This is a genomic window from Streptococcus catagoni, assembly GCF_011421425.1.
Classification (GTDB): Bacteria; Bacillota; Bacilli; order Lactobacillales; family Streptococcaceae; genus Streptococcus; species Streptococcus catagoni.
The window spans coordinates 136,020-152,067 of record NZ_WPCW01000001.1; the positions used below are offsets into that span (position 1 = coordinate 136,020).

The 16,048-nt window shown below is 37.5% G+C and carries 13 protein-coding genes and 2 pseudogenes; all 15 read left to right on the forward strand.

The features are described 5' to 3' along the window. The first annotated feature begins 8 nt into the window (after positions 1-8). The 15 genes and pseudogenes from HBN42_RS00695 (at position 9) to HBN42_RS00760 (ending at position 15,967) form a co-directional block, all read left to right on the forward strand. Positions 9-725 carry a DeoR/GlpR family DNA-binding transcription regulator gene (locus HBN42_RS00695; RefSeq protein WP_328804284.1) on the forward strand — a complete coding sequence of 239 codons (717 nt, stop codon included), beginning with the start codon at positions 9-11 and terminating at the stop codon, positions 723-725. Continuing rightward, on the forward strand, positions 722-1,633 hold the full coding sequence (pfkB, locus tag HBN42_RS00700; RefSeq protein WP_165992761.1) for a 1-phosphofructokinase: 912 nt from the start codon (positions 722-724) through the stop codon (positions 1,631-1,633). The genes HBN42_RS00695 and pfkB overlap by 4 nt, the downstream gene beginning before the upstream one ends. Beyond that, a complete protein-coding gene (locus HBN42_RS00705; protein WP_165992762.1) occupies positions 1,630-3,591 on the forward strand; it encodes a PTS fructose transporter subunit IIABC in 1,962 nt (653 codons plus the stop codon). The genes pfkB and HBN42_RS00705 overlap by 4 nt, the downstream gene beginning before the upstream one ends. A gap of 88 nt (positions 3,592-3,679) precedes the next feature. Then, the gene (locus HBN42_RS00710) at positions 3,680-4,291 is read left to right on the forward strand and encodes a glycoside hydrolase family 73 protein (RefSeq protein WP_165992764.1); all 612 of its coding nucleotides are present in this window, start codon (positions 3,680-3,682) and stop codon (positions 4,289-4,291) included. A 132-nt stretch (positions 4,292-4,423) separates the two neighbouring features. Next, on the forward strand, positions 4,424-5,170 hold the full coding sequence (locus HBN42_RS00715; protein WP_165992766.1) for a glycoside hydrolase family 73 protein: 747 nt from the start codon (positions 4,424-4,426) through the stop codon (positions 5,168-5,170). Positions 5,171-5,240: 70 nt separating this feature from the next. After that, positions 5,241-5,762 (forward strand): hypothetical protein, encoded by a 522-nt coding sequence (locus HBN42_RS00720; RefSeq protein WP_165992768.1) that lies wholly within the window; start codon positions 5,241-5,243, stop codon positions 5,760-5,762. A 70-nt stretch (positions 5,763-5,832) separates the two neighbouring features. Next, on the forward strand, positions 5,833-6,213 hold the full coding sequence (locus tag HBN42_RS00725) for a DUF1149 family protein (RefSeq protein WP_165992770.1): 381 nt from the start codon (positions 5,833-5,835) through the stop codon (positions 6,211-6,213). Continuing rightward, a complete protein-coding gene (locus HBN42_RS00730; RefSeq protein WP_165992772.1) occupies positions 6,213-7,064 on the forward strand; it encodes a DegV family protein in 852 nt (283 codons plus the stop codon). Before HBN42_RS00725 ends, HBN42_RS00730 begins: the two co-directional genes overlap by 1 nt. Positions 7,065-7,133: 69 nt before the next feature. Then, complete coding sequence (locus HBN42_RS00735) at positions 7,134-8,345, forward strand: CCA tRNA nucleotidyltransferase (protein ID WP_165992774.1); 1,212 nt, start codon at positions 7,134-7,136, stop codon at positions 8,343-8,345. After that, a pseudogene (locus tag HBN42_RS00740) lies at positions 8,338-9,925 on the forward strand (ABC-F family ATP-binding cassette domain-containing protein); the annotation flags it as partial. The gene HBN42_RS00735 and the pseudogene HBN42_RS00740, both read left to right, overlap by 8 nt. 77 nt (positions 9,926-10,002) lie before the next feature. After that, positions 10,003-10,218, forward strand: a pseudogene (locus HBN42_RS10265) (ABC transporter C-terminal domain-containing protein); the annotation flags it as partial. A 181-nt stretch (positions 10,219-10,399) separates the two neighbouring features. Next, on the forward strand, positions 10,400-12,142 hold the full coding sequence (locus HBN42_RS00745; RefSeq protein WP_165992778.1) for an ABC transporter ATP-binding protein: 1,743 nt from the start codon (positions 10,400-10,402) through the stop codon (positions 12,140-12,142). Continuing rightward, complete coding sequence (locus HBN42_RS00750) at positions 12,142-13,911, forward strand: ABC transporter ATP-binding protein (protein ID WP_165992780.1); 1,770 nt, start codon at positions 12,142-12,144, stop codon at positions 13,909-13,911. The genes HBN42_RS00745 and HBN42_RS00750 overlap by 1 nt, the downstream gene beginning before the upstream one ends. A gap of 166 nt (positions 13,912-14,077) precedes the next feature. After that, positions 14,078-15,424, forward strand: a complete 1,347-nt coding sequence (gdhA, locus tag HBN42_RS00755) for an NADP-specific glutamate dehydrogenase (protein WP_165992782.1) — start codon at positions 14,078-14,080, stop codon at positions 15,422-15,424. Between the two features lie 132 nt (positions 15,425-15,556). Beyond that, on the forward strand, positions 15,557-15,967 hold the full coding sequence (locus HBN42_RS00760) for a peptide deformylase (protein ID WP_165992784.1): 411 nt from the start codon (positions 15,557-15,559) through the stop codon (positions 15,965-15,967). Positions 15,968-16,048: the final 81 nt, after the last annotated feature.

Genomic DNA, 16,048 nt, shown 5'->3' on the forward strand with positions numbered 1-16,048 from the left:
AACAGGTCATTATGTCCAAAATCAGCAAGGATAATTTTGTTGCTTTAGATGATTTAATGTCTCTTCTAGATTCTTCTGAGTCCACCATACGTAGAGATTTAGACGAATTGGAAGCTGAAAATAAACTTCATCGTGTTCATGGCGGAGCTGAATTATTGCCTTCACTTCAAGAAGAATTATCCAATCAAGAAAAATCTATCAAAAACAGTCAAGTTAAGTCTGTCATTGCAAAAAAAGCAGCTAAGTACATTCTTGATAATGATGTTATTTTCCTTGATGCTGGGACAACCACTGAATTTTTGATTGAAGAGATTGATCAAAAAAATGTAACTGTAGTAACCAATTCTATCCACCATGCTGCAAAGCTGGTTGAAAAGGCTATAAAAACAATCATTATAGGTGGCTTTGTTAAACAAACTACGGACGCCAGTATTGGCAATGTGGCTGTTGAGCAAATCTCAATGATGAATTTTGATAAGGCTTTTTTAGGGATGAATGGTATTGATAAGAGTTATCTGACCACCCCTGACATGGAAGAGGCAGTTATAAAAAGAGCAGTCATTGAAAATGCAAAGACAACCTACGTTTTAGCTGATGCTTCAAAGATTGGACACATTTCATTTATAAAAGTAGCTCCTATTGATGATATTAGAATTGTTACTGAAAAAATGAACTCCCTTCTAATAGAAAAAATCAAAGAGAAAGCACAGGTGATTGAAGTATGATTTATACCGTGACTCTTAACCCCTCCATTGACTATATCGTTCGTTTGGATCAATTAGTGACTGGATCAGTCAATCGAATGTCAAGTGATGATAAGTATGCAGGTGGTAAAGGGATAAATGTTAGTCGTATCTTGCAAAGATTGTCCATAGCTAACGTAGCAACAGGTTTTTTGGGTGGCTTTACTGGAAAATTTATTGAAGATAGTTTGCAGTCAGAAAAGATAGAGACGCGCTTTGTATGGCTTGACCAAGATAGTCGCATTAATGTCAAAATTAAGTCAGAAGAAGAAACTGAGATTAATGGCCAAGGCCCTCACTTAAGTGACAATGATTTACAGAAGCTAGATAAGATTTTATCAGAGCTAGGAAAAGACGACACCGTTGTTTTTGCAGGTTCAGCCCCATCTAACGTAGGAAATGCCATATACAAGCACTTGATTCCCTTAGTGAGAGAAAAAGGAGCACAGGTTGTTTGTGATTTTGAGGGGCAAACCTTGCTAGACTCTCTAGAATATCAACCCCTACTTGTGAAACCAAATAATCATGAACTAGAAGCTATTTTTAAGGTCAGTCTAAAGGGCTTGGATGATGTTGAAAAATATGCCCGTAAGATTTTGCAAATGGGTGCCCAGAACGTTATTGTTTCAATGGCTGGCGATGGAGCCTTATTGGTGACTAAGGAAGCAAGTTACTTTGCTAAACCTCTTAAGGGTCGGGTTAAGAATTCTGTCGGAGCTGGTGATTCAATGGTAGCTGGTTTCACTGGTAGCTTTGTTGACAAAAAGGATCCCCTTGAAGCCTTGAAATGGGGAGTTGCATGTGGCACATCAACAGCTTTTTCGGATGATTTAGCCACTATGGATTTTATCAAAGAAACATATCAAAAAGTTGAGGTAGAAAAAAGATGAACATTCAAGATTTATTGAAAAAAGAACTTATGATTCTTGATTTGCAGGCAAATAGTAAAGAGTCTGCTATAGATGAGATGATTTCTCGTTTAGTAGCCAAAAATTATGTTACCGATTTTGATGTCTTTAAAGCAGGTATTCTGGCACGTGAGGCACAAACATCTACTGGACTTGGTGATGGAATTGCTATGCCACATAGTAAAAATGAAGCAGTTCGTGAAGCTAGTGTCTTGTTTGCTAAATCTTCTAGTGGAGTTGATTATCAAGCACTTGACGGTCAGCCAACAGATCTATTCTTCATGATTGCAGCACCAAAGGGTGCAAATGATACTCACTTGGCTGCCTTGGCTCAATTGTCCCGGTATTTGATGAAAGATGGCTTTGCTGATCAATTAAGAAGTGCCCAAACAGCAGAAGATGTTATTGAGATCTTCAATGATTCTCAAGTAGCAGATCAAGCAGTTGAACAAGAAAAGCCAGCCCAGACAGCAGCTGAGAGAGATTTTATTGTTGCAGTTACAGCTTGTCCAACTGGAATTGCCCACACTTATATGGCCGAAGAAGCTCTCAAAAAACAAGCGGAAAAAATGGGTGTTACTATTAAAGTAGAAACCAATGGGGCTTCAGGAGTTGGTAATCCTTTAAGTGCTGAAGATATTCGTAAGGCAAAGGGTGTCATCATTGCTGCTGATAAGGCAGTTGAAATGGATCGTTTTAATGGCAAACCCCTAGTGTCAAGACCAGTAGCTGATGGTATTAAAAAAAGCGAGGAGTTGATTTCTATTATTTTGCGTGATCAGGCTAAGGTTTATGTATCTCGTGACCTCTCTTCTGCAAAGAAAGAATCATCTGATAAAACTGGACTTGGAAGTGCCTTTTATAAACACCTAATGAGTGGTGTTTCACAAATGTTACCATTCGTTATTGGTGGTGGTATCATGATTGCACTTGCCTTCTTGTTAGATAATATGCTAGGTGTACCTAAGGATCAACTAGGAAATTTAGGTTCTTACAATGAAGTAGCAGCTATCTTTAAAAACATTGGTGGCGCAGCATTCTCATTCATGTTACCAGTCTTAGCTGGTTATATTGCTTACTCTATGGCTGAAAAACCAGGAATGGTTGCTGGTTTTGTTGCTGGAGCAATTGCTTCAAGTGGACTTGCTTTTGGAAAAGTTCCATTTGCTTCTGGCGGAGAAACTACTTTGACTCTAGCTGGAGTATCTTCGGGATTCTTAGGAGCTTTAGTAGGTGGTTTCTTAGCAGGTGGTGTTATCCTTGCTTTACGTAAATTACTTTCAAGCCTACCACGCTCATTAGAGGGGATCAAATCGATTCTCTTGTACCCACTTCTAGGAGTTTTAATAACAGGCTTCTTAATGTTATTTGTTAACATTCCAATGGCAGCAATCAACACAGCTTTGAACCATTTCTTAGAAGGTCTTTCAGGAAGTTCTGCTGTCCTAATGGGCTTACTTGTAGGTGGTATGATGGCAGTTGATATGGGTGGACCTGTTAACAAGGCAGCCTACGTCTTTGGAACAGGGACATTAGCAGCTACTGTTGCTGATGGTGGTTCAGTGGTAATGGCAGCTGTTATGGCCGGTGGAATGGTTCCACCTTTGGCAGTATTCGTTGCAACCCTACTCTTTAAAGATAAATTTACTAATGAAGAACGTGAATCAGGTTTAACTAACATCGTTATGGGACTATCCTTCATTACAGAAGGAGCTATTCCTTTTGGAGCTGCTGACCCAGCGCGTGCTATTCCAAGTTTTATTGCAGGCTCTGCTTTAACTGGTGCCTTAGTAGGACTAGCAGGCATCAAATTGCTAGCACCTCATGGGGGAATCTTTGTTATTGCTTTAACTAGCAATCCTTTCTTATACCTCTTATTTGTTGCAATAGGAGCTGTTGTGTCAGGTATCCTTTTTGGAGCCTTACGTAAAAAAGCCTAAAAATGAGGTCAAGGTATTAACTAGAGTCTGTTACGATTCTAGTTTTTTGTTATACTAAATGTAAACAATAAATAGCGAAAGAATCCCTATGAAAAGAAATAAAACAGTCAAAAGAAAGTCTCAGAAGCAAAGAATAAAGCTTTTTAAGCTGACAGTTCTTGGCTTAGTATTGATTAATCTTTTTCTTAGTATTTTAAGTCTAAACTATGACAAGGATAGTTTGAAAGAGCTTGCTGCCAGTGAAACAACTCATTTTATAGCCAAGGTGGCCAAGTCTGCCCATGTCATAGCAAGAGAAAAAGATCTCTATCCCTCTGTGATGTTAGCTCAAGCCATTTTAGAATCTAACAATGGGAAGTCCACTCTCAGTCAAGAGCCCTATTATAACTTTTTTGGTATCAAAGGAGACTACCAAGGAAAATCCGTTATCTTTCCCACTCTAGAGGATGATGGCCAGGGTAATTTGCATAAAATTGATGCTAAATTCAGATCTTATGGGAAAGCAGAAGCTTCCTTTAGAGATTATGCCAGGGTCCTAGAAGATCCTCTATATATCAAGACCCATGTCTCTAAAAGCAAATCTTACCAAGAGTCAACAGAAACACTGCGTGGCACCTATGCAACAGATAGTTCTTATAACCAGAAACTTAATGAGCTTATAGAAAGTTTTAAGCTCTATAACTTTGATTATCGGGTCTAATCTGCAAGCTAATATTTCAATTAGACTACAAAGTAATACAAGCTAGTTAAAAAAGTAAGTTTGTAGTGAAATACTAAATTCTTGTGTTATAATATTATTCAACATTAAAAGTGAAAGTAAAGGAATAATCTTATGACAATCCAGAAAGGCAAAAAAGGAATCATCGTACTTGCAGCTATCCTTGCTCTAGTAGCTACTTATTTTGTGACAACGCAAATAAATAAAGAGTCACGAGTATCTGCTGAGACTGTATCAAGTGCACCAACACAAGCATTTATTAATGAAATCGCCGGAACAGCAAGTCAAATTGCTCAAGAAAGAGATTTGTATGCTTCTGTAATGATTGCACAAGCTATTTTGGAATCAGCTAGTGGTCAGTCTGGCCTTAGCCAAGCTCCATATTATAATTTCTTTGGAATTAAAGGTGCTTATAATGGTTCTTCTGTGACCATGAAAACTTGGGAAGACGACGGTAAGGGTAACCCCTATGAAATTGATCAACCTTTTAGATCTTATCCAGGTATTGCTGAGTCGCTCTCTGATTATGCTAATTTACTTAGCACAAATACTTACGCAGGTGTAAGACGCTCAAATACTTTGTCTTATCAGGATGCCACAGCAGCCCTAACAGGCCTATATGCTACTGATACCTCTTATAATGTAAAACTTAATCATATTATTCAGACTTATGGCTTAACAGCCTATGATGTTGCAAGTCCAAGCAATCAAGCAGCTGGCACAAGTGCTCAAGCAGGTAATGGAAATGGCCTAGCGGCACAAAACACAAATAGTGTTTGGAACAAATATCGTCGTTCTTATACAGATACTGAGACTTTAGCTCTAGACGATGCTTGGTCTTTAAGAATAAATGGCTATTAAGTTATCAGTTGACTAAAATTTAAAAACCCCAATCATCCTGAAAAGGATGATTTTTTGTTATAATAACCTTATGAAAACGATAAAAGAAGTTTATTCCAATCATTCAGAAATGCCCTTTGTTTCCGACAAGTACAAAGAGGAACTTATACAAAAACCGATCCCAAAAAGAAATATGATAAGAACTGCAGAAGGCCTTTTGCCAGGACACATTATCATGCTGTGGCGGATTAATTTTGGTAGCTACACAACAGAAAATCCCCATCACAAATATTTCTATACTACTTATGGAATTGATGCTGAAAAAGAATTGGACTGGTTAATCCATCATTCTTTTGTAACAATTGATTCTGCTTTTGACTCCCTTAGGCATTTATCAGCTTTAAAACTAAAAGAGTTTTTAAGTCAAAAAGGTATCAAAGGCCTGTCCAAAATGAAAAGAAAAGATTTGGATCAGGCTATGGCTCAATGCTATAGTGAAGAAGAACTAGGAAAACTTTTTAGCTTAAGGTCTTATGCCTTAAGTACAAAAGGAAAAAAAGTTTTAGAAAAGCATGCAGAAATCGTTGAAAAGCATCCTCAAAAGAAATTCTAATTGAAAGCTCACTTTTCCAATGGCCAAAACTATGCTATAATGGTTCATATCGTGCTCAAGGAGAAGAAAAATGAAATTAGTTCGTGAAAAAGAATTTGTAAACCAATACCATTATGACGCTAGAAATCTTGAATGGGAAAAAGAAAATGGCTCACCTGAGACTAATTTTGAAGTAACCTTTCAATTAATCAATAAGGATACGGCAAAAACCGAAACCGTCATTGTCGCTGTTTTACAATTTATGATCGTTAAAGAAGAGTTTGTGATCAGTGGTGTTGTTTCACAAATGGTTTCTATTGTTGGTCGCTTGATTGACAAACCAAGTGAGTTTACACAAAGTGAAGTGGAAAACTTGGCCGAACCTTTGTTAGACATGGTTCAAAGATTGACGTATGAAGTGACCGAGATCGCACTTGATCGTCCTGGTATCAATTTGGAGTTTAAAAATTAATGAAATTAGCAGTAATCACAGATAATACAACAGATGTTCCTCCAGAACTGGTAGACAATAGTGACCTGTACATTCTGGATATTCCAATAATCATTGGGGATCAAACTTTTTATGAAGGTAAAAATATTGATCTAGATGAATTCTATCAAAAAATGGCCGCTTCTACGGAGCTACCAAAAACCAGCCAGCCATCCCTATCTGCTTTGGATGATTTATTAAGTGAACTCCCTGCTAAGGGCTATACCCATGTTATTGGTTTGTTCTTAGCTGGTGGGATTTCAGGATTCTGGCAAAATATCCAATTTTTAGTGGACGAACATCCTGATTTAAACATTGCTTTTCCAGATAGTAAAATAGCCTCAGTTCCAGTTGGACTTATGTTAAGAAATGTCTTAGAGTGGAATGCAGCAGGTTATAGCTTTGAAGAAGTGATTGAACGCTTACAGATTCAGATAGATGGAACCTCTGCCTTTGTTTTAGTAGATGATTTGAACCATCTGGTGAAAGGTGGGCGCCTGTCAAATGGCTCAGCGATTTTAGGAAATCTCCTCAGTATCAAGCCGATACTATATTTTAATGACGAGGGTAAGATTGTCGTCTATGAAAAGGTAAGAACGGAGAAAAAAGCCTTAAAACGTTTAGTTGAATTACTCAATGATCAAAATGATAAGGCTGATTATGAATTTTCCATTATCCATGCTGATGGTGAGGAAAAAGCCAATTTGTTAAAAGACATGTTGATAGAAAGTGGTTTACCAGATAAGTTCACAGAAGCAAAATTTAGTGCTGTGGTTGGTACCCATTTAGGCTCAAATGCTGTAGCTCTTGGATTTACTCCCATAATGAAATAAAGTTCAAAAAGAAGGAATGACTATTCTTGTTGGCAGTGATCAACTTGTCTATGATTTAGAGAAATTTATATGAAATTAATAACACTGCCTTCTGAATTTCAGAAGGCTTTACCAATATTAAAAAAAATAAAAGAAGCTGGTTATCAGGCTTATTTTGTGGGTGGTGGTGTTCGAGATATCTTGCTTGAACGCCCCATACATGATGTTGATATTGCGACAAGCTCTTATCCAGAAGAAACTAAGACCATATTCCCTCGGACAGTGGATATCGGTATAGAACATGGCACTGTTTTAGTGCTTGAAAATGGTGAAGAGTATGAAATTACAACCTTTAGGACAGAAGACATCTATGTTGATTACCGTAGGCCTAGTCAGGTTTCCTTTGTCCGATCTCTGGAAGAGGATTTGAAAAGAAGGGACTTTACAGTCAATGCTCTAGCTCTTGATGAAGAAGGACAGATTATTGATAAATTCAATGGTCTAGAAGATCTAAAGAATAAAAAGTTGCGTGCTGTTGGTAGAGCAAAAGAAAGATTTGAAGAAGATGCTTTGCGTATCATGCGAGGCTTTCGCTTTGCAGCTAGCCTCAATTTTGAAATTGAGGAGGCAACATTTGCTGCCATGTGTTCTCATGCACCGCTCTTGGAAAAAATATCCATTGAACGCTCTTTCATTGAATTTGACAAATTGTTGAGCTCTCCTTTTTGGCGTAATGGTTTAGAAAAGTTAATTGAAGCCAAGGCTTATAATTATTTGCCTGGTTTACTTAATAAAAAACAAGAATTAAGAGCCTTGATTAGTCAGCTAAAAAGTGATTTTCAATTTCATAGTAGTGAGCAGGCGTGGGCTAATTTAATTCTTGATCTAAAAATTACTAATGTCAAGCATTTCCTGAAAGTCTGGAAAACATCCAAGGATTTCCAGAAAAAAGTTCTTTCTATTGTTGATCTCTATCATATTCGTCTTAAAAGAAGCTATAGTCGCCTAGATATCTATCAGTTTGGAAAAGAAGTGGCAGACTTGACAGAACTCTTGAGACAAGCAAAAGCTTTAGAAACAGACTTCACTGCTATTGAAAAACTTGATAAAGAACTGGTCATTCATGATAAACATGAAATAGTTGTCAATGGTAGTTACTTGATTAAAGAGCTTCACTTGCAACCGGGGCCAAAACTTGGCTTACTCTTGAAAAAAATTGAAGCAGCCATCGTTGAGGGGAGCCTCTTGAATCAGATGGAAGCGATCAAAGCATTTACTATCAAGGAGTTAGAAAATGAGTGATTTTTTAGTTGAAAAACTAAGTAAAACCGTTGGTGATAAAACGGTTTTTGAGGCCATTTCTTTTATCATTCACAGCTATGATCGGATTGGAATAATTGGAGTAAACGGAACAGGAAAAACAACCCTCTTAGATGTCATCTACGGAAAATTAGGTTTCGATGGAGACAAGTCGCCTTTTTCAATGTCTAAGGATTATAAAATATCTTATTTGACACAGGATCCAGATTTTGATGACCAAAAAACTGTACTGGATACTGTTTTGTCTTCAGATCTAGCAGAAATGCGTCTTATCAGAGAATACCAATTACTCTTGTCACATTATTCAGATGCTGACCAGGAGCGTCTAGAAAAAATAATGTCTGAGATGGATCGTTTAGATGCCTGGGCAATTGAAAGTGAAGTAAAAACAGTTCTATCAAAACTGGGCATCAGTCAGCTAGAGCAAAAAGTTAGTAGCTTGTCTGGTGGTATGAGAAGACGGGTTCAATTAGCACAAGTTTTACTGAGAGATTCTGATCTCCTACTTTTAGATGAGCCAACCAACCATCTTGATATTGAAACGATTGCTTGGCTATCTCATTATTTGCAGACTTCTAAAAAAACAGTTCTTTTCATCACCCATGATCGTTATTTTCTGGATAAGATTGCCACTCGGATCTTTGAATTAGATCAGTCTAGTCTAAAAGAATACCAGGGGAACTATCAGGATTATGTCCGACTAAAGGCAGAACAAGATGAACGTGATGCAGCCAACCTGCATAAGAAAAAGCAATTGTACAAGCAAGAATTGGCTTGGATGAGGACTCAGCCGCAGGCTCGTGCAACAAAGCAACAAGCTAGGATTAATCGTTTTCATGATTTGAAAAGTCAAGTCCAGACTGAAACTAACAAAGAAGAGCTGGATATTAACTTTGAAACCAGCCGCATTGGAAAAAAGGTCATCCATTTTGAAGAGCTTTCCTTTTCTTACCAAGAAGACAAGCCTCTGATTAGCAATTTTAACCTCATTATCCAAAATAAGGATCGCATAGGCATAATAGGTGATAATGGTGTTGGAAAATCCACACTTTTGCAGCTGATTAATGGTGAATTAGCAGCTAGTTCTGGAAAAGTGATTATTGGCGAAACCATCAGAGTAGGCTATTTTTCACAACAAATTAAGGATATGGATCCTAATAAAAGGGTTATTAGCTATTTGCAAGAAGTTGCAGATGAAGTAGATACAAAAGTTGGGACCACCAGTGTCAGTGAGCTTTTAGAACAATTCTTATTTCCAAGATCTAGCCATGGTACCCTCATTTCAAAGTTATCTGGTGGTGAGAAAAAAAGACTTTACCTTTTGAAAATTTTAATTGAAAAGCCAAATGTCCTCTTACTAGACGAACCTACTAACGATCTTGATATAGCAACCTTAACTGTTTTAGAAAATTTCTTGACTCATTTTGCAGGACCGGTCATTACAGTTAGCCATGATCGTTATTTTTTGGATAAGGTAGCAAGTAAGATCATATCCTTTGAAGAGGGGCAACTCACTGTTTTTCATGGTAATTATAGTGATTACATTGACGAAGTTGATTTTAAGAAGAGCCTGAGTTCTAAAAAAACAGAGAGTGAACCTAATAACCTTTCTAAAGCGTCCAAGGAAAATAGAGACAAAAAGAAAATGTCTTACCTTGAAAAACAAGAGTGGGCTAACATTGAAGGTGATATAAGTGCCATTGAAGAAGAGATTCAAAAGATCGAATTGCAGATGCAAGATGTGGCTAGTGATTATGATCAGCTAGCTGATTTGCAAGCTAGTTTAGATCAGGCAAACTTAGAACTACTTGAAAAGTATGAAAGGTATGACTATCTCAGTGACCTTGCTCAATAAGTGGATCATACACCTTTTAATCTTAAAAAAGCTGTCAGCTCAGCTATTGATTAAAGCCTTAATCAATGATAAAATGTCATAAACTTTGTCATAAAGTTCACATGATATGATAGACTAGATATAAAACAAAGAGGTGCCTAGGCACTTCTTTTACTATCAAAAGATCAAAAGGAGATGAGATATGGGATTAATATGGTCTTATTTAAGGACGAAGAAGTGGTGGTTATTTCTTGATATCTTGGGTGCTCTGTTTTTTGTATTTGTCAACTTAGGTCTTCCGACCATGCTGGCCAGAATGATAGATCAAGGAGTTGCTCAAAAAGACCTTGCTGCCTTATATTTTTGGACAATCATGATGTTTCTTCTTGTCATTTTAGGGGTGATTGGGCGTCTTATTTTATCTTACGCTTCCAGTAAGCTCACAACTACCATGATTAAAGAGCTAAGAAATGATATGTACAGTTGCTTACAAGATTATTCCCATACAGAATATGAAAAAATTGGGGTTTCTTCTTTAGTGACCAGAATGACTAATGATGCCTTTGTCTTAATGCAGTTTGCAGAAATGGCCTTGAGGCTAGGAGTGATTACACCCTTGATGATGGTTTTTTCTGTCATTATGATCCTCATTACCAGTCCATCCCTAGCTTGGATTGTAGCTGTCTCCATACCATTTTTGACCTCTGTAGTGGTCTATGTTGCTATCAAAACAAAACCACTTTCTGAAAAGCAACAAAAGAATTTAGATAAGATTAACCAATTAGTTAGGGAAAATCTTACTGGTCTACGGGTTATCAGGGCCTTTGCTAGGGAAGATTTTCAGGAAAAACGATTTAATGAGAAAAACGATGACTATGCTCAAACTTCTAAGCGCCTATTCACCTTAACCGGACTGACAGAACCCTTATTTGCCCAAATTATTATAGCAATGATTGTGGCCATTGTCTGGTTTGCCTTGGATCCCTTACAAAAGGGACAATTTAAGATAGGGGATCTGGTAGCCTTTATTGAGTACAGCTTTCATGCCCTCTTTTCCTTTTTATTATTTGCCAATATCTTTACCATGTATCCAAGGATGACTGTTTCTAGCAAGCGGATTAGTGAAGTTTTAGATATGCCCCTGTCTATTTCTAAAAATGAAGATGGTATCAAAGAAAGTCAGACTAAGGGTTATCTTGAGTTTGATAATGTTAGCTTTGCCTATCCTGGTGAAACCGAAAATCCAGTATTAAATAATATTTCTTTTAAAACGAAACCTGGTGAAACAATTGCTTTTATAGGATCAACAGGGTCAGGTAAGTCCTCACTAGTTAATCTTATTCCACGTTTTTTTGATGTGACCTTTGGCAAGATCCTAGTGGATGGAATTGATGTCAGAGACTACCAATTGAAGGCCTTACGAGCAAAGATTGGCTTTATCCCACAAAGGGCTCTCTTATTTACAGGAACCATTGAAGAAAATTTAAAATACGGAAAAGAAGATGCTAGTTTTCCTGAGCTGGATCAAGCAACTGAAGTATCTCAGGCCAGAGAATTTATTGAAAGTCGAATGGAAGGCTATCAGACGCATCTTGCTGAAGGCGGCAGCAATTTATCAGGGGGACAAAAACAACGGCTCTCTATTGCGCGTGCTCTTGTCAAAAAACCAGATATTTATATCTTTGATGATTCTTTTTCTGCACTTGATTATAAAACTGATGCTATTTTGAGAAAAGGCTTAAAAAAGGTTACCAAAGATGCTACTGTCTTAATTGTTGCTCAGCGCGTGGGCACCATTATGGATGCTGACCAAATTATTGTCCTTGATGAGGGGGAAATTGTTGGTCGGGGGACCCATGAAGAACTACTTAAAACAAATGAGATTTATGCTGAAATTGCCAACTCACAATTAAATAGTAAAAGCACTGAAAAGGAGGATGACTAATGAAAAAAGAGACGCTTTTTAAAGGTCTTTGGCCTTATCTCAGACCTTATCAATTGTCACTGCTCACAGCAATTCTCCTTAAAATTATGAGTGTTGTCATGAGTGTCCTTGAGCCCTTTGTCCTTGGTTTGGCCATCACAGAGATTTCTAGTAATCTCATCGATATGGCAAAAGGAGTAGAGGGTGCTAAACTCAACATTCCCTATATCAGCCTAATCCTTCTTCTGTACTTTATCAGAGTTATCTTCTTTGAACTGGGTGCTTTTGGCTCAAATTATTTTATGACTAGGGTCGTCCAGTCTAGTATTAGAGACTTAAGAAGTGACCTCAGTCAGAAGATTAATAGGATCTCCGTTTCTTATTTTGATCAACATCAATTTGGTGATATGCTGGGCAGGTTTACTTCTGATGTTGAAACAGTTTCAAATGCCTTACAACAGTCCTTTTTACAGATTATTAATGCTTTTTTGACTATTATACTAGCTATAGCAATGACTTTATATATCTATGCTCCTTTGGCTTCTATATTAATTGTCTCAGTGCCTTTAATCTATTTTTCAAGTCAATTTGTTGTAAAGAAATCACAGCCTTACTTTAAGGAGCAGGCCAAGGTTTTAGGAGATATGAATGGCTTTGTACAAGAACGATTAAGTGGTTTTAATATCTTAAAACTTTACGGACGAGAGCAAGCTTCAGAAGAGGAATTTCATAGGATTACAGATCGTTTGCAAGAAGCCGGATTTAAGGCTAGTTTTATTTCTGCAATGATGATGCCAGTTTTACATTTTATTTCAGATTCGGTCTATATGATCATTGCTCTGGTTTCAGGGCTGCAGGTCCTAGCCGGTAAACTGAGTTTGGGTAATATGCAAGCCTTTGTTCAGTACACTTGGCAAATCAGTCAACCTATTCAAACTATCACGCAGTTAGCACCAGCCCTACAAAGTGCCAAATCTTCTTTAGAACGGATCTTTGCTGTTTTAGATGAGGCTGATGATTTATCTAAAGCCAAATACCACTTAGAAAAGCCATTAAGTGGTCAGGTTTCCTTTAATCAGGTAACTTTTTCCTACGATCAGGATAAGAAGCTTATCCAAGATTTTACATTGGATGTTCAAGCAGGAGAAATGGTTGCTATTGTTGGACCGACAGGTGCTGGTAAAACTACTTTAATCAATCTTTTAATGCGTTTTTACGATGTCAACCAGGGTTCAATCACTGTGGATGGCTATAATATTAAAGATTTATCACGAAAAGAATACCGTAGTCAATTTGGTATGGTCTTACAGGATGCTTGGCTATTTGAAGGATCAATCAAAGACAACTTACAGTTTGGAAATCTTACTGCCAGTGAAGAAGATATTATTGAAGCAGCTAAAACAGCCAATGTTGATCATTTCATTAGGACTCTTCCCGGTGGTTATGAAATGTTGATGAATCAGGAATCAAGTAACATCTCCTTGGGGCAAAAGCAGTTATTAACCATAGCCAGAGCTCTTCTTGCAGATCCTAAGATCCTTATTTTAGACGAAGCGACTTCCTCTGTTGATACCCGACTAGAACTCTTAATTCAAAAGGCGATGAAAGAACTGATGAAGGGTCGAACTAGTTTTGTGATTGCCCATAGATTATCAACCATTCAAGAAGCAGATAAGATTCTTGTCTTAAAGGACGGACAGATTATCGAACAAGGCAAGCATCAAACTCTCTTAGATGCCAAAGGTTTTTATTTCGACCTTTATAATAGCCAGTTTAAAGAGGCAAACTAAGGGATTTTTTGAAACTTATCTAGAAGGTCTGGGCCTATTTCTGAGCTTTAGAAATAGATCTTCTTTCTTAATCTTAACTAATAAGGAGACCTTGACAGGGATATCCAGTCACTTTATAATATCTAGTAACTTGAGAATTAAAGCATTCATGAAAGGTGAGAATAAGATGACCGGAAAAGAATATGTTGCAAAAGTCTTTGAAAAAGTCAAAAATGACAATCCCAATGAAAGTGAATTTTTACAAGCTGTGGGTGAAGTTTTTGAGTCATTAGTGCCAGTATTTGATAAGTATCCAAGATATATAGAAGAAAACATTTTAGAACGCCTGGTTGAACCAGAACGTCTGATTTCCTTTAGGGTTCCCTGGCTTGATGATCAGGGAAAGGTTCAAGTTAACCGTGGCTACCGTGTGCAGTTTTCTTCAGCAATTGGTCCTTATAAGGGTGGCCTGAGATTTCATCCTTCTGTTAATCAATCCATCATTAAATTCTTAGGTTTTGAACAAATCTTTAAAAATTCCTTGACCGGACAGCCAATTGGCGGAGGAAAGGGTGGGTCAAATTTTGATCCTAAAGGCAAGTCAGATAATGAAGTGATGCGCTTTACTCAGAGTTTTATGACTGAACTTCAAAAATATATTGGTCCAGATAGTGATGTTCCAGCCGGAGATATTGGCGTTGGTGCCCGTGAAATTGCTTATATGTATGGTCAATATAAAAGACTCAATGGTTTTCAAAATGGTGTTTTAACTGGGAAAGGTCTGAGTTTTGGTGGATCACTAGCTCGCACACAAGCAACTGGTTATGGTCTGGTCTACTTTACAGAACAAATGCTTAAGGCCAAGTCTATCACATTAAAAGGCAAGACTGCCATCGTTTCAGGCTCTGGTAATGTAGCCATTTATGCTAGCGAAAAACTGCAAGAATTGGGTGTTAAGGTTATCGCTATGTCAGATTCATCTGGTTTTATCCATGATCCTAAGGGGATTGATTTAGAAACCGTAAAAGACATCAAAGAAGTGAGACGAGAACGTCTCTATAGATACTTGGAATTTCATCCTCATGCCAGCTACACAGAAGCCAAGCAAGCGACCATTTGGCAGATTAAAGCTGACCTGGCCTTTCCTTGTGCTACCCAAAATGAATTAGATGAATCTGATGCTAGGACTTTAGTTGAAAATGGCATTCTTGCAGTAGCCGAAGGAGCTAACATGCCTTCAACTTTACCAGCTATCTCTATTTTCCAAGAAGCAGGCATTTTATTTGCTCCTGCTAAGGCAGCCAATGCAGGAGGAGTAGCTGTATCAGCCCTTGAAATGGCTCAAAATAGTTCACGCTTGGCCTGGTCATTTGAAGAGGTTGATCAAAAATTACAAGATATTATGAAATCAATCTACTTGAATGCTTCCCAGGCAGCCAAGGAATTTGGCCAAGAGGGGAATTTGATTCAAGGAGCTAATATTGCTGGATTCCTAAAGGTTGCTCAAGCAATGTCAGCTCAAGGTATAGTTTAAATCAGAACCTAACAGCTGATGAGCTCTTTTTTATCAGTATTGTAAAAAATAATGAAGAATCCAAATGTCTATCTGGGTTCCTTTTTTGTTATAATAATAAAATGATAATGTATGAGAAGAGAGGCAAGAAATATGATTCGAAAAATAATGAAAGATCCCTTATTTTTACAGGAAAAATCATCTGAAGCTAGTAAGGATGATCTATGGATAGGAAAGGATTTACAAGATACTCTAGAAGAGCATCGGGAACAATGTCTTGGGATGGCTGCCAACATGATTGGTTATAAAAAACGTGTCATCATTGTTAGTCTTGGCTTTGTTGATTTAGTCATGTTTAATCCACAAATAATGGAAAAAAGTAGGGAATTTGAAAGTGAAGAATCTTGCCTATCTTTAGTTGGGGCCAAAAGAGCAAAACGTTATAAAGAAATCAGGGTAGAATATCTTGATCTCAATTGGCGTAAAAAATCTCTAAGGTTAAAAGATTTACCTGCTCAAATTTGTCAGCACGAACTGGATCATCTGGAAGGTATTCTAATATAAAAGGCCTCACACTGTTGCCTTGTCATTTTCTTAAGTAAACTTGGGGTCTGCTTAAGAAAGACATGCTTTAGTGATGAGGCT